Source organism: Kaistella sp. 97-N-M2, from assembly GCF_021513235.1.
Classification (GTDB): Bacteria; Bacteroidota; Bacteroidia; order Flavobacteriales; family Weeksellaceae; genus Kaistella.
On sequence record NZ_CP090976.1, the window covers coordinates 2661495 to 2680822 of the forward strand.

Sequence of the window (19328 nt, forward strand, 5' to 3'; positions counted from 1 at the left end):
ATGCTAAAAAAAGCGGCTGTTAACCGCTCTAATTTTACTTTGCTTTGAGGTTAATCTCAGATTTAGCCAGTTTGGTTAAATCTTTATCGCAATTTTTTTCTTCACTTAAGGTGGCAAGCAAAAGATTGAGAACTTCTTTTTCCCCTAAAAGTTTCGCATAGGTGGCGAGCGTTCCGTAAGAAGCAATCTCGTAATGTTCTACTTTCTGCGCTGCTGCGATAATGCCGGCATCTCTTACCGCTCCCGGTTCTGTTTCTTCCAGAATTCCTTCGGCTTCTTTTAGAAGTCCATCCATCGCGTCGCATTTCACTGCTTCCGCTTTTAATTTTAGGGCTTTAAAGGCATCTTCGAGTCTTTTTACCTGACCTTTTGTTTCTTCAAGGTGACCGTTTACGGCATCTTTCAACTTTTTAGAAGTGGCGTTTTTAGCCATTTTCGGTAGATTTTTTACGAGTGCTTTTTCCGCCCAATATAAATCCTTTAAACCGTCGACCATAAAATCTTTCAGTTGATCAGCGGCATCTGCTTTCGGAGCAACTTTGCCGTTTTTTGTTTCTTTCTTTGCCATAATAGTATTTTTTTATGATTTTTTTGAAACCAAAAATATGCCATTAGCCCACCAACATTATATTAAACATTAATTATAAAGCGGGAGGCCATTTTTTTAAATGAAATTAATCGCGAATTTTCAGATCAACAGAATTTAACCGCAGCGAATTCAGAATCACCGAAACGGAGCTGAAACTCATGGCCGCCGCCGCAATCATGGGGCTCAATAAAATTCCGAAGAAAGGATAGAGTAAACCGGCGGCGACAGGAATGCCAAGTGTGTTATAAATGAAGGCGAAGAACAGGTTTTCTTTGATGTTTTTTAAGAGCTTTTCACTTAGAATTTTCGATTTGGCGACACCTAAAATATCACCTTTTAGCAAAGTTATTTCGGCGCTCTCAATCGCGACATCGGTGCCCGTTCCCATGGCGATGCCTACATTAGACTGCGCTAAAGCCGGAGCATCATTAATTCCGTCGCCCGTCATAGCTACAATTTTCCCTTCTGTTTGAAGCTCTTTTATTTTTTCCAGTTTATTTTGAGGCAGGCAGTTCGCAAAATATTTTTCGATGCCTAATTCTCGCGCAACCGCTTTCGCCGTGTGTTCATTATCGCCCGTCATCATTATGACTTCGACGTTGTTTTTTTGAAGATATTCGATGGCTGGTTTTGAGCTGGCTTTGATGTTATCTGAAAAGGCAAGCATTCCTAAAACCTGATTTCCTTTCGCCAAAAAAGAGATGGTTTTCGCGCGGCTTTCATTTTCTTCTATTTTTAGGAGAAGAGATTTGGGAATTTCAATATCAAATTCTTCCAATAGCGCAGAATTTCCGAGTAAAACCATTTCACCCTGAATTATACCTTTCACGCCTTTGCCGGAGATGTTTTCGAAGTCTTCTACTTTTTCGAAATCTAAATTTTCCTTTTTAAAATCATGTAAAACGGCATTCGAAAGGGGATGTTCCGAATTTTGATTTAACGATGCGGCCAATCTTAGAACCAAAGATTTTGCCTGATTATCGGCGGGAATAACGGCGTCTAATTTTGGCTTTCCTTCGGTTAAAGTTCCCGTTTTGTCGGTGATAAGCACGTTCACCTTGTGCATCTGTTCCAGCGCTTCCGCATTTTTGATGAGGATGCCGTTTTTAGCGCCTTTCGCAATTCCAACGGTTAAAGACATTGGCGTCGCCAGGCCGAGCGCGCACGGGCACGCTACTATCAACACTGCGACGGCGTTGACCAAAGCATAAATCAGCGCATTTTCGCCGCCGAAAATAAGCCATAAAACAAACGTAAGAATAGAAATGCCAATCACGACGGGCACAAAAATTTTCGAAATTTTATCTGCTAATTTCTGGATCGGTGCTTTGCTGCGGCTCGCGTCGTTCACCATTTTAATAATTTGAGAAAGCAAGGTTTCGTCACCAATTTTTTCGGCTTGCATCAAAAAAGTTCCGCTGCCGTTGATGGTTCCGGAAGTAACGGTGTCCGCCTGATTTTTTTCCACGGGAGTCGGTTCTCCCGTGATCATACTTTCGTCGACATTTGAATTTCCTTCCGTAATTTTTCCGTCCACGGGAATTTTTTCGCCGGGTTTTACACGCAGAATATTGCCGATTTGCACCTCCGAAAGCGGCACCTTTCTTTCTGTATTATTGAGAATTAAATTTGCTTCTGCGGGCGACAGATTCATCAGTTCTTCGATGGCTTTTCCGGTTTTTTGATGAGCCCGCGCTTCCAACATCTGACCCATAATTACGAGGGTCAAAATCACACAAACCGACTCAAAATATAACGGCGTTTTTCCGCCGTGCGAAATTTCGTGCGGCAAAATGTCGGGAACAAAAAGAGCGAGGAAACTGAAAAGGAACGCGGCGGCAGAACCCAGGGCGATCAACGAAAACATATTGAGATTCCAGGTTTTAAAGGAAATCCAGCCCCGTTTTAGAAGAAACCATCCCGCATAAAAAATAACAGGAATCGAAAATACAAGTTCGAGAATTCCCTGAATGTTGTGCGAAAACGGAAAATCTACCCACATTCCGCCCATCGATAATAGAAAGACCGGAATGGTGAAAATCAGGGCGGCGAAAAATTTTCTTCGCAATAATTTGTAAGTTTCGTCATCTGCGCTCTTTTCGCCTTTTTCCGGAATTTTAACGAGGTCCATTCCACAAACGGGACACCCGACATTGGAATCATAAACTTTGTCTCCTTCGCAGAACATGGGGCAGTAGTATTTTCCGGCGTTTTGAGTTTGGTTGATTGCGGAAGCTTTTTCGGCCTCGTGGTGGTGCGAAGTTTCCTCCTCGTTTTGTTGAATATTTTCAACTAAATCCGCAGTTATTTCTTTCAAATGCATGTGGCAAACGGGACAACCGACATCGGAAGTATAGGTTTTTTCGCTTTCGCAGAACATAGGACAAAAATAGTCGCCTATCTTGTCTTTGAAAGTTGCGGGAAGATTTGTTTTCGAAAAAGTCTGGGGTTTGTTTTGATAATCCGCCCTTTCTTCAATCGGCACGAGAAACATATTACAAACCGGGCACCGTTTTCCGGGTTCGAAGTACACTTTTTCACCTTCACATTCCATAGGGCAGTAGTAGACGGAACTTGGTGAAATTCTTTCGGAAGGAGGGATATTATTTTGAGTCATTTTTTGAAATTATAAGACTCAAATCTCCGCATTTCCGCCCGAAAGTTGTTACAAAAGTAAGGAAGTTTGTTATAAAATTTAGGAAGATTGTTTGAATCAGAAACTATTCAAAATTAAATCTGATCGAGCGCGGTTCGGTTTTTTGATTTCAAATTTTTGAAAGACGTGGGCGTGAAACCGGTGGTATTTTTAAACTGCGCGGAGAGATGTTGAACACTTCGATAGCCTAATTTTTGGGAGATTTCGGTTAAAGAGAACTCGTTGTACAAAAGAAGTTCTTTGGCTTTTTCAATTTTCTGTAATATAAAATACTGCTCCAGCGTCACATTTTCATTCATTGAAAAAACCTTAGAGAGGGCGCTGTAATCTTTCGCGAAATGATCTGCGATGAATTTCGACAAAATAAAATCTTCGGGAATATCCAAATCGTTGATCTTTAAAATGATCAGGTTTTTAGTCTTTTCGATCTGCGTCTTTGCGGCATCTTCCAGAAGTTCGAATCCAGTTTTTTTTAAACGTTCATCCAGATTCCGAAGGTCGTTCTTTGTGAGCGAGTCCCGCGTTTCTATTTCGCCCAGTTCAATATGGGTAAGGGGAATTTTTAAATCATCAAAAATTTTTTGAACCGCCGCGATACAGCGGTTACAAACCATATTTTTAACGTTAATTTTCATTTTGATCTTTCAAACGGTCCGCAATAAATTCAATTTTTGTTTTGCCGTGCTTCGTGGGTTTACCTTCCATATCCACGCCGACAAAGATGATTTTATCAATGGTGATAATGGTTTGGCGCGTCATCATGTTTCTGACGTCACAGCGTAAGGTGATAGAGGTATTTCCGAAATCCGTGGCTTCAATTCCTATTTCGATAATATCGCCCTGTCGCGCGGAGCTGATGAAGTTGATTTCCGAAATATATTTGGTAACGCAACGCGGCGTTTCGAGCTGAACGATGGCATAAAGCGCGGCTTCTTCGTCGATCCACTGCAACAACCTGCCGCCGAAAAGCGTGTGATTAGGGTTAAGATCTTCGGGTTTGATCCATTTTCGGGTATGGTAATTCATGGTTTTTTAATTTTATCGTGTGAATACGAGTTTACTTTCCGTCGACAGATTTTCGTCAATCCGGTAGTTTTCGAGGTTAAAAGCTTTGACTTCATTTAAGGTTTTTACGTCGTTTTGAGCGCAAAACCGCGCGACCAGTCCGCGGGCGTGTTTTGTATAAACGACGATGGTTTTCAGCTGACCTTCTTTGTAATCGTAAAATTCGAAATCAATGATCGGCGCTTTGATTTTGGTTCTGTCGATCACTTTGAAATATTCTTTGCTCGCGAGATTGAGAACGATATCTTTGGCTTTTAACTCGCTGTTCAGTTTTTCTGTGACTTTATCTTTCCAGAATTCATAGAGGTTTTGATGGCCTTCGAATTTGAATTTCCGTCCCATTTCCAAACGGTAGAGCATGACTCTGTCTGAAGGTTTTAAAATTCCGTACAGGCCCGAAAGCATGCGGAAGTTTTTCTGAAGGTATTTCATGGCAGACTCGTCTAACGATTTTGCGTCGAGACCGCGGTAGACTTCGCCGCTGAAAGCCATCAAAGCCGGCGCGGATTCCTTTGCAGAAGGTTTGGCCTTCCAGTTTTGGTTGCGGTGCCAGTTTTCGTCGGCGAGTTTCGTGGAAATCTCCATGAGATCCGATAAGTATTTGGGAGATTTGTGTTTTAAGGTACTTTGAATTAATGCTGCTTCGTCTATAAAATGCGGCGTTGTGGGTTTTAAGAAAGGCGTGGAATTCTCAATATTCATGAGCTTTGCGGGCGAAGTAAGGATTTTCATTACGGGAGGATGGAAAATTATGTTTTAAACTCTTTTTTTGGGGAAGCTCCTGTTGCGTCCCGACCTGAATGGAGCTCTTTTTGTGCAGCGCAGCGGAACAAAAAAGCGGGAATGGAGGGCGGAAAAAGACGCCCACATCCATCTAAATTTCGCCTTTTCCCTGACGGATAATTTCGGGCTCGCCACTGGTTAAGTCGACGATGGTGGAGGCCACATTGTCGCCATAACCGGAATCGATAACGATATCGACGAGGTTATCGTACTTTTCGGCAATTAATTCAGGGTCTGTAGAATATTCGATGACCTCGTCATCATCTTTAATGGAGGTGGAGGCAATTGGATGTCCCAGTTTTTCGACGATAAGTTGCGGAATCGTATGCGCCGGGACGCGAATGCCGACGGTTTTTTTGCCTTTGTAAGCAAGGGGCAAACTTTTGCTGGCTTCTAAAATAAAGGTGAAGGGACCCGGAATATTATTTTTCAGATACCGAAAAACGCTTGTATCGATGGGTTTGGTGAATTGTGACAGGTGGCTTAGGTCGTTACAAATGATGGAAAAGTGAGCCTTATCTAATTTTACCTTCTTGATCTGGGCAAGCTTTTCCATGGCGCGAATGTCGAAAATGTTGCAACCCAACGCGTACACGGTATCTGACGGGTAGATGATTAATCCGCCATTCTGAAGGGATTTCACCACTTCACCAATGAGGTTTTCCTGGGGATTATCGGGATAAATTTTTAGAATTTTTGCCATATACAAATTTAGCAAAAATAGATTAATAAAGATTTTTTGCATAAAATTTGGAACTTTAGAAAATAGTTGTATATTTGCACCACAATAACGCGGGGTAGAGCAGTAGGTAGCTCGTCGGGCTCATAACCCGGAGGTCGCACGTTCGAGTCGTGTCTCCGCTACTAAGTAAAGAGAATCAAGAAATTGGTTCTCTTTTTTTGTGGGGTTATTTCTTGTGGTGAGGGGGTTTTGGGGATTAAAAATTTATCAAAAAATAAATGGCAGCGTTTGGTAGATAAAGCGCGCGCGAAAAAAGGCATACTTTTCGGCATACCCTTTTGATTTTTTAAAACTTCGGTGATCATATCAATTAAATTAAAACGATTTCGCCTCATAATCGCTCTCGTTACCCAGACGGTCGACCGATTTTAGGGCGATGGTCGTAAGTTTTTTGCCGTTCTTCATCAAAGGCAGATTTGTTGAGATGATGTTTTTCTCCAAAATTTCCGTCTCCCAAACAGTGCCGTATTTCGCATATAAAATCCATTGGAAAACATTTTGATGATCCAAAGAATTCCATTTCACAAGTGCAGACGAGCCCGAAACTTCCAGGAATAAAATAGGCTTTTTTAATGCTTCAGCCTTAATCCAGGGCGTTCGCGGTACCAGGGCTTTTGTTTTGTACGCATTTTTCACCGCATTGAACATGGCTGTGTTTTTCGATAATCCATCGACGCTGTAATGAATAGCTCCGGCGGAATTTTTGAGGATATTTCGCGTCGAAATGATTTGACTGACGATCTCTGCGGGTCGGTCGCTAACATCGCGCATTCCGATTGTGTTGAGACCGGGCCACAGGTGACGATTCAGTGTGTTTTCGCTTTCCCACCAATTAAGAAGCGCAGTAAAACTTTGTGGCCCATCGTTTTTCCAGTAGAGTTGAGGCGAAAAATAATCGAGCCAGCCTTGGTTTAACCACAATTTTGCATCGGCGTAAAGTTCGTCGTACTGAGAAGAACCCTTAATTCCCGCGGGATAACCGGGTTTCCAAATCCCAAATGGACTGATCCCAAACTGCACGTAACTTTTTTCCGCTTTAATTTCGTCGTGAATTCTTTTAATGAATTTGTTTACGTTCGCACGTCGCCAATCGGCTCGCGACAAAGTACCGCCAACTTTTAAATAATTATTCCAGGTTCGGATATCCGGAAAATCTTTGCCGCCGTTGTATTCTCTGTAAGGATAAAAATAGTCGTCGATATGAATGGCATCAATATCATATCTTTTCACGATATCATTAATAACGTGGGAAACGTGATCCTGCGTTTTTTCGTCGGAAGGATCCATCCAGTACATTCCGTTTCGCAGTTTGATGATCTGCTCCGGCATTTTTTTCACCATCGATTCGCTTGTTATGGGCCCGCCGGTAGTGTGCTGTGCGCGGTACGGATTGAGCCAGACATGCAATTCCATTCCGCGCAGATGGGCTTCTTCAATCCAAAACTCCAGGGGATCGTAATATGGAACAGGCGCTTTGCCAACTTCTCCCGTAAGGAAGTAGGACCAGGGTTCCAAATCACTTTTATAAAGAGCATCTGCAGAAGGTCGCGCCTGAAAAATAACGGCGTTGAAGTTCGCGTCTTTCAAGAGATCCAGAATTTTGATGGCTTCGTCTTTTTGCTGCTGCGTGGATAAATTATTTCGCGACGGCCAGTTGATATTCGCGACGGTGGCAATCCAGGCGGCGCGAAATTCGCGATCGACTTCCGGAAGATTTAGTTTGGCTACGGGTTTTTCGATCTCCGGTTTTGGTTGCACCGGTTTAACGACGGCTTTCACGGGCGTTTTTTTCGAAACAGGCTTTTTCGCCGTACAGGAAAAGATGATTAAAAGAACAAGAAGGAAAAGAGAACTAGCTCTGGCAACAGAATATTTCATAAGTGAATTTGATAGGTGCAAACGGCAAATATATTAAAAGCAAAAGACTTAAGGTAATTAATGTTCTCGCAGAATTATCTTTAAATTCCATTCGACGCCAAGTTTCATAAAATCATCATGTCAATTTTTTGGGGCTACAAATTTTTTATTTCAACCTTTCGCTGTTCACGAAGCTTTGGGTGCCGTCACTCGTTTTGATATGGTACCAGGGGCCATTTGAAGAAAGGATTTTTATGGGCGTTTCTTTTTCGGTCGTCGCAATGCTTTCGTAGGAAGTTCCGGGGCCTTGTCGTAGATTGGTTCCGGATTTTATTGTTGTGAAATTTTTTAAATTATTTTTTAAGGTTTTGGGAATGGGTCGTTTTCGAATAAATGGATAAGCATCGACGGCACTGCCGGTCGAATAAATTCCAAAATGCAGATGCGTAGGGCCGCCTTTCGCATTTCCGGTATTGCCCACACGTCCTAACGTGTCGCCGATTTTAACCTTTTTTCCGCTTTCGGTTATGATGCTGTCTAAATGCGCGTAATAAAGCGAATTGCCGAAAATTCCGTCGCGCAGCCAAACCTGTTTTCCGCCCAAACCCTGATCGCCTGTGCGGGTAACATAGCCATCTGCTGCGGCCACCACATAGGTTCCGCGGGCAGCGAAGATATCCAAACCTTCATGGCTTCTTGCGCCGCCATCGCGACTTGCGCCCCAAAAGCTCTGCACATCCGCGTTTCCCTTGCCTACAACCGGAAATGACAATGAGGGCTGTGTGTAAATTTTTAACGAAAAATTGCCCGCGTATTCAATTTCGGGTTGAAGTACAACTTTATAATTTGCGCTGGTGTTAATATTTTCAGAGAAGATTCCGTTTTCGATGATCTGACTTTCAGAGGATTCTACACCCGCAGTTTCCTCGAACATATCAACAAAAATTTTACGTTCCGGATTTAAAGGCGATATTTCGATGACGAGACGGTCGCTTTTTTTCAGGTCCAGGGAATAAGCCAAAGCATTCGGCGGACCGGGGTTAACAAAAGTTTTCGCGGAGAATCCGTCGGGAATCTGCAGTTGCGCTGAAAGTGCAGCGGAAAAGTCATTTTTCCAAAGCGTCATCAAACTGTCGCTTCCGGAAAAACGGCGTTCGTATTTTGCACGTTCGGAAGTTTCAAAAATATTCTTGGTCATTTTTAAGCCGTCGCAGGAAACAGCCAATATCAGTAATAATGCGAGCAGTGTTAATGATTTGAGTTTCATCATATATCGATCCATGCAAAAATTTAGCCGCGCTTTGGTTCAAGCAAAAACATAAAAAAAACCTTCCAAAAAAATTTGAAAGGTTTAGTTTAATTTTAAATCTGCTTAAGATTTCGCGCCTCTTTCGATACGTTTTCTTTCGTCTTCAGAAAGTACTTTTTTACGCATTCTGATGAAGTTTGGTGTTACCTCGATCGCTTCATCACCCTGGATATATTCCATACATTCCTCCAAAGAGAAAAGGATTTTCGGCGCAATGCTGCCGTCTTTATCTTTTCCTGATGCACGCATGTTGTTCAGCTGTTTGGCTTCCACAATATTCACGACCAAATCTCCAGGTTTGTTTTGTTCTCCGATGATCATTCCGGCATAAATTTCTTCGCCCGGATCCACAAAGAACTTGCCTCGGTCCTGTAATTTCGCGATGGAATATTCCGTAGCCGGACCTTGCGTTTTGCTGATTAAAACACCAACCAATCGTCCCGGAATAGCGCCTTTGAAAGGCTTGTAATCTACAAAACGGTGCGCCATAATGGCTTCACCAGCCGTAGCGGTTAACATTTGGGAACGCAATCCAATCAAACCTCTGGAAGGAATTTCGAATTCCATATGCTGCATTTCGCCTTTGGTTTCCATAATGTGAAGATCTCCTTTTCTTTGCGTGGCCAAATCGATCACACGCGAAGCATATTCTTCCGGTACATCAACTACCATGGATTCGTACGGCTCAGATTTTACACCATCGATTTCTCTTAAAATCACCTGTGGCTGGCCAATCGTCATTTCATAACCTTCTCTTCGCATTGTTTCGATCAATACAGAAAGGTGAAGAATACCGCGACCGAAGACCAAAAAGGTATTGGCATCGTCGGTAGGCTCTACTCTTAACGCTAAATTTTTCTCCAGTTCTTTCATCAACCTTTCTTTCAGGTGATTGGAAGTTACATATTTTCCGTCTTTTCCGAAGAAAGGGGAGTTGTTGATGGAGAACGTCATGTTCAAGGTAGGCTCGTCGATCGCCGTTCTTGGTAACGGATCCGGATTTTCCAGATCTACAAAGGAATCGCCGATCTGAAATTTATCAAATCCAACAATCGCGCAGATATCTCCGGCTTTCACTTCCTGAACTTTCTTTTTCCCAAGACCTTCAAAAACGTATAATTCTTTTACTTTTCCTTTGATGATATTGCCGTCTTCCTGCGCCAAACCGATCCATTCTGATTCTTTTACAGAACCCTGATTAATTTTTCCGATTGCGATTCTTCCTAAGAACGAAGAGAAATCAAGAGATACGATCTGCATTCTTAATGGACCTTCTTTCGCTTCCGGCGCCGGCACATGCTCTAAAATTCCGTCCAATAACGGGAAAATATTGTCTGTTTGCTCTAAAGAGGTATTGAACCAGCCCTGCTTACTTGATCCGTAAAATGTTGGGAAATCCAACTGCTCTTCGGTAGCATCGAGGTTGAAGAAAAGATCGAAAACCTGATCGTGAACTTCGTCCGGACGACAGTTTGGTTTATCTACTTTATTGATGACAACAACCGGTCTTAAACCTAATTCCAACGCTTTTTGAAGCACGAAACGCGTTTGCGGCATTGGCCCTTCAAAAGCATCAACCAAAAGCAACACCCCATCTGCCATTTTCAAAACTCTTTCTACCTCACCACCGAAATCGGCGTGACCAGGAGTATCGATTACATTAATTTTGGTGTCTTTGTAAGTTACCGAGATGTTTTTCGATAAAATGGTAATTCCCCGCTCACGTTCCAGATCATTATTATCCATAATAAGATCTCCGGACTCTTGATTTTCCCGGAAAACACTGGTAGCGTGGATGATTTTGTCAACCAAAGTCGTTTTACCGTGGTCAACGTGCGCAATAATTGCGATATTTCTAATGTTTTGCATAATCGTTTTTTGACCGTGCAAAAGTAAGCTTTTTTCGCGAAAAACGAACCTATGTATTTGAATTTAATAAAATTTTATGCCTAAAATTACAGAAAGTTTAATATTGGGTTCATAACTGAGTTTTAAAAGGAAAGAAACAGGCCTGCTATTGCAAATAAAAAGCGGCGAAATGCCGCTCCAACAATTAAATTTAAAATAGTCAATTTTAGTCCTTTAAATAAGAGTAGAGATCATCTTTTAAATGAACCCGCTTTTTACGCAAGTCGGTTAAGTGTTCGTCGGTGGTGTGGTTTTGTTCCCCATCTTCATAATGCTGAATGAGCGCATTGACTTCCTCATAATTAACATACATTTTCTTAAAGGCTTCATCATTCAGTTTAAAATCGTTGATTTTTTCTTCCATATCCGGAAACTCGTGGGTAAGATTGTGATTTTCCATGGCGATAATATTTTGTTTTTTAGTACATTAAAGTTACGGAAAAATATAATCAGACGAGATATGAAAATTATCAGCAATTTTAAGTCATCATATCCAGTTCGAGCGGATTGTTATTTTTAATACGCTCTTCCTTCGCATCCAATTCCCGTTTTCTGAGCATATCTGCAGGTTTTACTTCAGTTCCGTCCGGACCAAACATTTTAAAATTGGCGCCGGCTTCATTGATTTTTTGTGAAGATAAAAAAAATGCCAATCCGAAAGTACGAATTGGCATTATTAAAGCGTTTATTTAATTAAATCGAGCTCCAGAATATTGTTGTCCTTTGCGATTTTTTCTTTCTCCCTTTTTTCCCGAGCGCGGAGGTAATCGCTTACATTCGTCATTTTTCCGTCAATGTTAATTTGGGCCATGTCAGAATTTGCTAAACTTACTCTGAGGGATTTATTGGGATCATTTCTGCTTTCCAAATAGTGCTTTTTATATTCTTTTTCACTTAAATTTACAGCATTCCCGAAATCAAAAACAAAATTTTTGTTCGGATCTACATTTTTAATTTCTTCCGATTTCAGGTTTTTAATTCCATTTAAGATGTAAGAATGACTTTTCGTATCATCTTCAATCTTCACAATTAAACCCGGCAAACCGTGAAATTTATACGGTCCATCCTGAATTGGGATTTCTGTGGTAAACCAAGCGGTCCATTTTCTGCCAAACATTTCCGTTTCGGCTTTTTGAGTTTGGAAGTCGCCGATTTTTTGCTTTTCAGGTAGAATTTTCCAATTCATTTTTCGTTCATCTGCCACTTTCATTTTAGTTTGCCCAATTCTGGTGACTAAAAAAGTTTTAAAATCAGGAAACTCCTTAATAACTGTACTTCTCACAAAACCTTTTCGCATATCGGATTTTACATTCATAGAGCCGGTTGCAGCCAATTCTTTTTCCAATATTGCATTGGCAATAGAATCACTTTTAAAAACCGTTTCACTATAGAATTTTGAAAATTTGGGCAAAACTTCCAGCAACATCATTTCAGATTTTACATCGGCTTGATTGGTAGAATCCGGTATAAACTGGTAAACGTAACTGAACCGCTGGTTTTGTGCAGTGCCAAGACTGAAAATAAATAAGGATAGAAAGAGAAACTTCTTCATTGGGGTAAAATTATTTTTTAAGTTTGATATAAATTTCACCCGTTTTCTTTCCTTCAAAACCTTTCTTGAATACGTGCATCGATTCTATTTTATTCGGATCTAATTTCTGCATTTCTTCGTTCGTGGCAGATTTTCCATCAATAAAAATATTGGCATTTTTATTTAAAGAAGAATTTTTAGAATCATTTAAAGAAATCTGAGCATCTTTCACAGCTTGTTCAGCATCTTTAATACTTTGTTGAATTTCTGTGGAATTAATCTGTTTTACAGCTTCTTCAGCTATTTTCTCCGCGTCTGCAATTTGTTTTTTAAATTTTGGAGAATTTACTAATTTCTCAGCTTTTCTTCCTTGCTTTTCTGCATCGGCAATCTGTTTTTTGAACTTTGGAGAATTCACCAACCTTTCCGCAGCTTTACCTTGTTTTTCTGCCTCTTCAATTCTATTTTTAAAATCAGCAGAATTATAATACGCGTCGAGTTTTGCATAGAGTTGATCCATCTCTCCATATTTTTCACTCAGCAATTTCTCTATATTTTTAAAGTCTTCTTTGCTGTAAATCGCGTCCATTTTTGCACTGAGATCATTAATTTCTGAATCCAAATTTTTAAACTTTGGACTGTCAAAATCTTTTTTATCAGTCAATTTTCGGAGCGCTTCGGTTTTCAAACGCAATTCTTCCCCAATTTTTCGGGCTTCTTCATTTTTTGCGTTAAAGCTATCCTGTAAAGGTTGAATTTCATTCTGTTTTTCTCCAATTTTAGTTTGAACCGATTCCAGAGAATTTTCATTCAATGCGTTTTGTTCTTTGATGTTGGGAGCAATAGTGTCAGATTTTAAAGTGGAAATTAAATGTTCAACTTCCAGATTGGTGTTTTTGATCTCTTTGTTTTTCGCATTTACCAAATAAATGAAAGCCAACAGAAAGAAAAGCGGCAACGCCAGTATTTTGCGCGCATAGCTGAATTTTGTTTTTGATTTTTTAAGCATTGTTAATCTTTTTTTGAGGTTAGAACTAAGAAATGGACTCGTTGCAGGTAAGTGTTTTCCGGAAAAGTGACTTGCCAATAGCATCTGCGCAAATGCCTTTGTGTCCGAGTTTTTTACAGCTTTTTTATCAGCCAGATATTCGTGGATTAAATTAATTTCTTTTTGAATGAGATAAAAAAATGGATTGAACCAAAAGAGGGAAGTGGCGGTTTCAATAAAAATTTTGTCCCAGGAATGTTTTTGTTCGATATGAACCATTTCGTGTTTCAAGATCTGCCGTCCCAAATCCGATTGCAGCGCAATAGAATCTTTCCAAAATAAGTTTCGGAAAAAGGAGAACGGCGCTTCATTCAAATCGGTTTGATAGAAACTGATTCCTTCAAAATTTTGCTTCAGAAATTTCTTTTTCAGCCGCTGAATTTTAAACAACCCAAATAATAAGCGGCTTAGAAAAAAGACAGAAACCAGTCCAGCAACGACAGCAGAAAACGAAAGATAAACGAAATCATTACTTAAATTATTAGAAGAGTTGAAACCATTTAACCTGTTAAATAATAAATAGATATCACTGTTTACTTCGAACGTAAAATAACTTACTTTCAGCAGCGGTAGCAGCAGACTTATCACCACAGACGCCAATAAGTAGAAACGGTTGTAATGATGAAATGTCTTATCTTTAAGAAACAACCGATAGTAGAGAAACATTACACCGGAGCCCAAAACAACTTTACCGAAATATAAAAAAAGTGCTTCCATCAGTCTTTATTTTTAAGTTCGCCGAGCAGCATTTCCAGATCTTCTACGCTCAGTTCATTTTTTTCTACGAGGAAGGAAACCGCGTTCGTGTACGAACCTTCGAAATAATTTTTAACCAAACTTTTCATCGATTTTCCGCTGTATTTTTCTTTTGAAATTAAGGGAAAATATTGATGTTGCCGCCCAAAGACTTCATAACCTACAAAATCTTTTTCTTTCAAAACTTTTAAAATCGTCGAAACAGTATTCGTGTGAGGTTTGGGCTCCGGGAAAAGATCCAGAATATCTTTCAAAAAACCTTTTTTTACGTCCCACAGATACTGCATTACCTGTTCTTCCGCTTTTGTTAACTGAGAAATCTGCATATCACTATTTATTTAGTGATACAAATGTAGCAATTAATTTTAATTGTACAACTATTTTTGTAGTGATATCGAAAGTATTTCTATAAATAGTTCATTGACAAATGATTAAATTATATCTATCTCGTTTGATGGCCTCTTGTCTTACTGTCATGAAGATGAATATTTGCTGATCATTTTCGATGTGGTAAAAATTTCCCAAATTTGAGTAGGAATTCTATAAAGGAATTATTCTTGCTATTACAAGGACAATTATTAAAAATCTTAATTATGAATACGAAAAGACTTTCTTCAACACTGGAAGAAGCGTTAAGCAAACAAATGAATGTCGAACTTTATCAATCTCACACTTATTTAGCATACGGAATTTGGGCAAGCGACAATGGTTACGCGGGGATTTCTAATTTTCTGTTCCGCCATTCGCAGGAAGAAAGGGAGCATGCCATCAAATTTATGCAGTATATTCTGAACCGTGGCGGAAAACCTACCGTAACCGCTTTAGCTTCCGCGCCGGGTGACCCCCAAAATTTGACCGACTGTTTTAACAAAGTTTTCCAACACGAAGTGGAAAACACTGAAAAAATTTACCGCCTCGTGGAACTTGCTTTTGACGAAAAAGACTGGGCAACGTGGAATTTCCTACAGTGGTTTGTGAAAGAGCAAATTGAAGAAGAAACCCTTGCAATGGATCTTATCGATAAATTAAAAATTGCGGGCGGCGATAAAGCTTCAGACGAATCCTTGTTCACGTTGGACAAAACTCTAGGCGAAACTCCGGATGATGCAGATTTAGCGCGCGACGCAACGTCTGAGAATCCTTAATTTCCACGCCGTGCAAAAAATAATCTGCTCCATTTTGGGCAGATTTTTTTGTGCCAAAAAACTCGATCAAAATCTTTATCTTTGCCAATTCTCAATAACAGGGTTTCAGACCTTGAATTTTAAACTTTGAACTAAAGATATGAAATGTGGAATTGTAGGTTTACCCAACGTAGGGAAATCAACCCTTTTTAACTGTTTAAGCAATGCCAAAGCGCAGTCTGCTAATTATCCTTTCTGTACCATCGAGCCGAATATCGGCACCGTGTCTGTACCGGATGAACGTCTGTTCGAACTGGAAAAATTAGTAAAACCGGAGCGCGTTTTACCAGCCGTCGTAGAGATCGTAGATATTGCGGGGCTTGTGAAAGGTGCAAGCAAAGGTGAAGGTTTGGGAAATAAATTTCTTGCGAACATCAGAGAATGCGAAGCGATCATCCACGTTTTAAGATGTTTCGAAGATGCAAATATTATTCACGTCGAAGGAACCGTAGATCCAATTCGCGATAAAGAAATTATCGATATCGAACTCCAGTTGAAGGATATTGAAACTTTGGGAAAATCCGTGGAGAAGGCGAAGAAATTCATTAAATCCGGAAAAAAGGAAGACGTTTTAACTTATGAAACACTGCTGAAACTTCAAAAATTTGTAGAAGAAGGAAACAACGCACGCGAATTTCCAACAGACGATTTTTCTGCCTCAATTATCTCCGACGTTCAGTTATTGACGAACAAACCCATTCTCTATGTTTGTAATGTTGATGAAAATTCCATAAAAAACGGAAACGAATGGATTGCGAAAATCGAAGCGATGGCAAAAAAAGAGAACGCTGAAGTCGTTGTTCTTGCCGCTCAGATCGAAGCAGACATCAATGAACTTGAAACTTTTGAAGAAAGAGAAATGTTTTTGGATGAGTTGGGTTTAACCGAACCCGGCGTAAACAGATTGATCCGAAAAGCTTACGATTTATTGCATTTGCAGACTTATTTTACCGCTGGCGTAAAAGAAGTTCGGGCCTGGACAATTGGAAAAGGTTGGACCGCACCTCAGGCTGCCGGAGTTATTCACACTGATTTCGAAAAAGGATTTATCCGTGCAGAAGTCATTAAATATGAAGATTTTGTTCATTTCGGTTCGGAAGCCAAAGTAAAAGAAGCCGGAAAACTTGCAGTAGAAGGAAAAGAATATATTGTGCAGGATGGTGATATGATGAATTTTAGATTTAATGTTTAAAATTTTATCATAACATAAATAAAAGCGGACTTCGGTTCGCTTTCTTTGGTTAAAGAAAAAGAAATTGAGACTTTTCTATGAGTAATTTTTTCCGTAAATTGGGGTCAAATTATTTTATGAAAAACACCAAAGTAGCAATTATAGTAGGGAGTTTAAGAAAAGAATCTTTTAACAGAAAAGTCGCGAATGAAATAATTCGTTTGGCGCCAGAAAATATGGAGTTAGAAATCGTAGAAATAAAAGATCTAACTTTTTTTAGCGAAGATATTGAAAATGATCCTCCAAAGTCATGGATCGATTTTAAGCAAAAAATTGCGGATTCAGATGCTATTCTATTTGTTTCTCCAGAATATAACCGAACAATTCCGGGGGTTTTAAAAAACGCCATGGAAATTGGAGCAAGACCACCCAAACAAAATTCCTGGAAAGAAAAACCCGGCGCGGTTGTTACCGTTTCTCCAGGTGCAATTGGTGGTTTAGGTGCAAATCTTACCATCAGAAATGCAGCACTTTCTTTAAATATTCCCATGATGCATCAACCGGAAGCTTTTATTGGAGGAATCAAAGATCGTTTGTTGGAAGATGGAAAAACGGTGAACGAAAAGACAGAGAAATTTCTGCGTGATTTTTTAATCGCTTTCGAAAGATGGATCATGCAGTTAACCAACTAAGTTTCCTACACGTTGATCTAAACTGTAGCAACAATTCAAAATTTTCGCGCAAAATTTTAAATATCGATTTCCTTTCGCTATTTTTGTGAGTTACTGAATTTAGGCAGTAGATTCCGATAGTACTATGACCGAAAACACCACCGTTACTTATTCCGAAGACAACATCAGAACCCTCGATTGGCAGGAACATATCCGGATCCGTCCGGGGATGTATATTGGTAAATTGGGCGACGGCTCTTCCGCTGACGACGGAATTTATATTTTACTCAAAGAGATCATCGACAATTCTGTAGACGAGTTTGTGATGAAATCCGGCAAACGCATCGAAATTAAGATCGACGAAGGCAAAGCCACGATTCGCGATTACGGCCGGGGCATTCCTTTAGGTAAAGTCGTCGACGCCGTTTCCAAGATGAATACGGGCGGGAAATATGATTCCAAAGCCTTTAAAAAATCGGTTGGTTTGAATGGAGTAGGTTCAAAAGCCGTAAATGCGCTCTCCGAATTTTTCCGCGTAAAATCGGTGCGCGAGGGAAAAGTTAAAATTGCGGAATTTTCAAAAGGTTTAATTACGGAAAATTTTAAGGAAGCAGATTCCACGGACCGCAACGGAACAGAAATCACCTTCATTCCGGATTCTACCATTTTCACGCATTTCAAGTTCCGGAAAGAGTATATCGAAAAGATGCTCAAAAACTATTGCTATCTGAATCCGGGCTTAAAAATAGTGTTCAACGGCGAAACTTTTTTCTCCGAAAACGGGCTGAAAGATTTGCTTCAAGAGGAAATTGAAGGTGAAATTCTTTATCCTGTAGTTCATCTGAAAGACGAAGATATCGAAGTTGCCATCACGCACTCCGATAAATCGCAATCGGAGACCTATTTTTCTTTCGTCAACGGACAAAATACCACGCAGGGCGGAACGCATTTGAACGCTTTTCGCGAAGCCTATGTAAAAACAATACGCGAATACTTCAATAAAAATTTTGAAGCCGCAGATATCCGAAAATCGATTATTGCCGCGGTCGCGGTTAAAGTGATCGAGCCGGTGTTCGAGTCGCAGACCAAAACAAAACTTGGCTCCAACGAAATGGAACCGGGAAAAGAAACCGTACGGTCGTTTGTGACGAATTTCTTAAAAAATAAACTCGACAATTTTCTGCATCAAAATCAGGAAATCGCCGAAGCCATTCACCGGAAAATTATTATTTCCGAGAGAGAGCGCAAAGAGCTTTCGGGGATTCAGAAATTAGCGCGGGAAAGAGCCAAAAAAGTGTCGCTGCACAATAAAAAACTGCGCGACTGCCGACAGCATTACAACGATCAAAAGGCGCTGAGAAAAGGCGAAACCATGATTTTTATTACGGAGGGAGATTCTGCGTCGGGGTCTATTACCAAGTCCCGCGATGTGGAAACGCAGGCTGTTTTTTCCTTAAAGGGAAAGCCCCTGAACTGCTACGGCCTCACGAAAAGAGTGGTTTATGAAAACGAGGAATTCAATCTGCTTCAGGCCGCTTTAAATATTGAGGATTCTTTGGAAGATCTGCGTTACAATCACGTAATTATCGCCACTGATGCAGATGTCGATGGAATGCACATCCGTTTGTTGATGATCACTTTTTTCCTGCAGTTTTTCCCCGATCTGATTAAAAACGGTCATCTTTATATTCTGCAGACACCGTTGTTCCGGGTTCGAAACAAGAAGGAAACGCGCTACTGTTATTCGCAGGCGGAAAGAATTAAAGCTTTAAATGAATTGGGGAAAAATCCTGAGATCACGCGGTTTAAAGGTTTAGGAGAAATCTCGCCGGACGAATTCAAGCATTTTATCGGCAAAGATATCCGCCTGGAACCGGTGGTATTAGGAAAAGACCAGACGATCGAACAGATTCTGGAATTTTATATGGGCAAAAATACGCCGGACCGCCAAACCTTTATTTTGGAAAATTTAGTGGTCGAAGATCCGGACATCGATAAAAAGGAAGTGTTAAGCGATACGGAGACTGTATAAAAGTCTGCGAAAAATTCAAGGAAAGG

18 protein-coding genes and 1 tRNA gene are annotated in these 19328 nt (G+C 40.4%); 5 read left to right on the forward strand and 14 right to left on the reverse strand.

The genetic code is table 11. The features are described 5' to 3' along the window. Positions 1 to 34 precede the first annotated feature (34 nt). The 6 genes from L0B70_RS12435 to L0B70_RS12460 all read right to left on the reverse strand — a co-directional run bounded on the left by L0B70_RS12435 (position 35) and on the right by L0B70_RS12460 (position 5796). Positions 35 to 568, reverse strand: a complete 534-nt coding sequence (locus L0B70_RS12435; protein WP_235142093.1) for a ferritin-like domain-containing protein — start codon at positions 566 to 568, stop codon at positions 35 to 37. Between the two features lie 106 nt (positions 569 to 674). Further along, positions 675 to 3206 carry a copper-translocating P-type ATPase gene (locus tag L0B70_RS12440; RefSeq protein ID WP_235142094.1) on the reverse strand — a complete coding sequence of 844 codons (2532 nt, stop codon included), beginning with the start codon at positions 3204 to 3206 and terminating at the stop codon, positions 675 to 677. A 113-nt stretch (positions 3207 to 3319) separates the two neighbouring features. Then, positions 3320 to 3880, reverse strand: coding sequence for an AraC family transcriptional regulator (locus L0B70_RS12445; protein WP_235142095.1), 561 nt, complete (start codon positions 3878 to 3880; stop codon positions 3320 to 3322). After that, a complete protein-coding gene (locus tag L0B70_RS12450; RefSeq protein ID WP_235142096.1) occupies positions 3870 to 4271 on the reverse strand; it encodes an acyl-CoA thioesterase in 402 nt (133 codons plus the stop codon). Before L0B70_RS12450 ends, L0B70_RS12445 begins: the two co-directional genes overlap by 11 nt. 12 nt (positions 4272 to 4283) lie before the next feature. Further along, positions 4284 to 5042 (reverse strand): peroxide stress protein YaaA, encoded by a 759-nt coding sequence (yaaA, locus tag L0B70_RS12455; RefSeq protein ID WP_235142097.1) that lies wholly within the window; start codon positions 5040 to 5042, stop codon positions 4284 to 4286. Positions 5043 to 5184: 142 nt separating this feature from the next. Further along, positions 5185 to 5796 carry an L-threonylcarbamoyladenylate synthase gene (locus tag L0B70_RS12460; protein WP_235142098.1) on the reverse strand — a complete coding sequence of 204 codons (612 nt, stop codon included), beginning with the start codon at positions 5794 to 5796 and terminating at the stop codon, positions 5185 to 5187. Positions 5797 to 5884: 88 nt separating this feature from the next. Between L0B70_RS12460 and L0B70_RS12465 the strand changes: the two genes are divergently transcribed. Then, a tRNA-Met gene (locus L0B70_RS12465) sits at positions 5885 to 5957 on the forward strand. Positions 5958 to 6150: 193 nt separating this feature from the next. Here the strand turns inward: L0B70_RS12465 and L0B70_RS12470 are convergent. The 8 genes from L0B70_RS12470 to L0B70_RS12505 form a co-directional block, all read right to left on the reverse strand. Next, the gene (locus tag L0B70_RS12470) at positions 6151 to 7713 is read right to left on the reverse strand and encodes a glycoside hydrolase family 10 protein (RefSeq protein WP_235142099.1); all 1563 of its coding nucleotides are present in this window, start codon (positions 7711 to 7713) and stop codon (positions 6151 to 6153) included. A gap of 145 nt (positions 7714 to 7858) precedes the next feature. Further along, entirely contained in the window at positions 7859 to 8974 is a 1116-nt protein-coding gene (locus L0B70_RS12475; protein ID WP_235142100.1) for a M23 family metallopeptidase, read from the reverse strand. 90 nt (positions 8975 to 9064) lie between these two features. Next, a complete protein-coding gene (typA, locus tag L0B70_RS12480) occupies positions 9065 to 10870 on the reverse strand; it encodes a translational GTPase TypA (RefSeq protein ID WP_235142101.1) in 1806 nt (601 codons plus the stop codon). Positions 10871 to 11075: 205 nt separating this feature from the next. Next, positions 11076 to 11309, reverse strand: a complete 234-nt coding sequence (locus L0B70_RS12485) for a YdcH family protein (protein ID WP_235142102.1) — start codon at positions 11307 to 11309, stop codon at positions 11076 to 11078. 79 nt (positions 11310 to 11388) lie between these two features. Next, on the reverse strand, positions 11389 to 11583 hold the full coding sequence (locus L0B70_RS12490) for a hypothetical protein (RefSeq protein WP_235142103.1): 195 nt from the start codon (positions 11581 to 11583) through the stop codon (positions 11389 to 11391). Positions 11584 to 11594: 11 nt separating this feature from the next. Beyond that, on the reverse strand, positions 11595 to 12461 hold the full coding sequence (locus L0B70_RS12495) for a GLPGLI family protein (RefSeq protein ID WP_235142104.1): 867 nt from the start codon (positions 12459 to 12461) through the stop codon (positions 11595 to 11597). Positions 12462 to 12471: 10 nt separating this feature from the next. Next, the gene (locus tag L0B70_RS12500; protein WP_235142105.1) at positions 12472 to 14205 is read right to left on the reverse strand and encodes a M56 family metallopeptidase; all 1734 of its coding nucleotides are present in this window, start codon (positions 14203 to 14205) and stop codon (positions 12472 to 12474) included. Then, entirely contained in the window at positions 14205 to 14570 is a 366-nt protein-coding gene (locus L0B70_RS12505; RefSeq protein WP_235142106.1) for a BlaI/MecI/CopY family transcriptional regulator, read from the reverse strand. Before L0B70_RS12505 ends, L0B70_RS12500 begins: the two co-directional genes overlap by 1 nt. A gap of 267 nt (positions 14571 to 14837) precedes the next feature. Here L0B70_RS12505 and L0B70_RS12510 point away from each other — a divergent pair, with 267 nt between their 5' ends. The 4 genes from L0B70_RS12510 (at position 14838) to L0B70_RS12525 (ending at position 19302) form a co-directional block, all read left to right on the forward strand. After that, entirely contained in the window at positions 14838 to 15389 is a 552-nt protein-coding gene (locus tag L0B70_RS12510; protein WP_235142107.1) for a ferritin, read from the forward strand. A 139-nt stretch (positions 15390 to 15528) separates the two neighbouring features. After that, the gene (ychF, locus tag L0B70_RS12515; protein WP_235142108.1) at positions 15529 to 16620 is read left to right on the forward strand and encodes a redox-regulated ATPase YchF; all 1092 of its coding nucleotides are present in this window, start codon (positions 15529 to 15531) and stop codon (positions 16618 to 16620) included. Positions 16621 to 16736: 116 nt separating this feature from the next. After that, the gene (locus L0B70_RS12520) at positions 16737 to 17291 is read left to right on the forward strand and encodes an NADPH-dependent FMN reductase (RefSeq protein ID WP_235142109.1); all 555 of its coding nucleotides are present in this window, start codon (positions 16737 to 16739) and stop codon (positions 17289 to 17291) included. 124 nt (positions 17292 to 17415) lie between these two features. Beyond that, positions 17416 to 19302 (forward strand): DNA topoisomerase IV subunit B, encoded by a 1887-nt coding sequence (locus L0B70_RS12525; protein ID WP_235142110.1) that lies wholly within the window; start codon positions 17416 to 17418, stop codon positions 19300 to 19302. Positions 19303 to 19328: the final 26 nt, after the last annotated feature.

What these genes read in the sequence shown, in the direction of transcription:
- L0B70_RS12505 (WP_235142106.1), bottom strand. Translation starts at nt 14,570, where the DNA reads ATGCAGATTTCTCAGTTAACAAAAGCGGAAGAACAGGTAATGCAGTAT.
- L0B70_RS12500 (WP_235142105.1), bottom strand. Translation starts at nt 14,205, where the DNA reads ATGGAAGCACTTTTTTTATATTTCGGTAAAGTTGTTTTGGGCTCCGGT.
- L0B70_RS12445 (WP_235142095.1), bottom strand. Translation starts at nt 3,880, where the DNA reads ATGAAAATTAACGTTAAAAATATGGTTTGTAACCGCTGTATCGCGGCG.
- L0B70_RS12475 (WP_235142100.1), bottom strand. Translation starts at nt 8,974, where the DNA reads ATGGATCGATATATGATGAAACTCAAATCATTAACACTGCTCGCATTA.
- L0B70_RS12440 (WP_235142094.1), bottom strand. Translation starts at nt 3,206, where the DNA reads ATGACTCAAAATAATATCCCTCCTTCCGAAAGAATTTCACCAAGTTCC.
- L0B70_RS12510 (WP_235142107.1), top strand. Translation starts at nt 14,838, where the DNA reads ATGAATACGAAAAGACTTTCTTCAACACTGGAAGAAGCGTTAAGCAAA.
- L0B70_RS12520 (WP_235142109.1), top strand. Translation starts at nt 16,737, where the DNA reads ATGAAAAACACCAAAGTAGCAATTATAGTAGGGAGTTTAAGAAAAGAA.
- L0B70_RS12435 (WP_235142093.1), bottom strand. Translation starts at nt 568, where the DNA reads ATGGCAAAGAAAGAAACAAAAAACGGCAAAGTTGCTCCGAAAGCAGAT.
- L0B70_RS12495 (WP_235142104.1), bottom strand. Translation starts at nt 12,461, where the DNA reads ATGAAGAAGTTTCTCTTTCTATCCTTATTTATTTTCAGTCTTGGCACT.
- yaaA (WP_235142097.1), bottom strand. Translation starts at nt 5,042, where the DNA reads ATGAAAATCCTTACTTCGCCCGCAAAGCTCATGAATATTGAGAATTCC.
- L0B70_RS12525 (WP_235142110.1), top strand. Translation starts at nt 17,416, where the DNA reads ATGACCGAAAACACCACCGTTACTTATTCCGAAGACAACATCAGAACC.
- L0B70_RS12485 (WP_235142102.1), bottom strand. Translation starts at nt 11,309, where the DNA reads ATGGAAAATCACAATCTTACCCACGAGTTTCCGGATATGGAAGAAAAA.
- L0B70_RS12450 (WP_235142096.1), bottom strand. Translation starts at nt 4,271, where the DNA reads ATGAATTACCATACCCGAAAATGGATCAAACCCGAAGATCTTAACCCT.
- typA (WP_235142101.1), bottom strand. Translation starts at nt 10,870, where the DNA reads ATGCAAAACATTAGAAATATCGCAATTATTGCGCACGTTGACCACGGT.
- L0B70_RS12490 (WP_235142103.1), bottom strand. Translation starts at nt 11,583, where the DNA reads ATGCCAATTCGTACTTTCGGATTGGCATTTTTTTTATCTTCACAAAAA.
- ychF (WP_235142108.1), top strand. Translation starts at nt 15,529, where the DNA reads ATGAAATGTGGAATTGTAGGTTTACCCAACGTAGGGAAATCAACCCTT.
- L0B70_RS12460 (WP_235142098.1), bottom strand. Translation starts at nt 5,796, where the DNA reads ATGGCAAAAATTCTAAAAATTTATCCCGATAATCCCCAGGAAAACCTC.
- L0B70_RS12470 (WP_235142099.1), bottom strand. Translation starts at nt 7,713, where the DNA reads ATGAAATATTCTGTTGCCAGAGCTAGTTCTCTTTTCCTTCTTGTTCTT.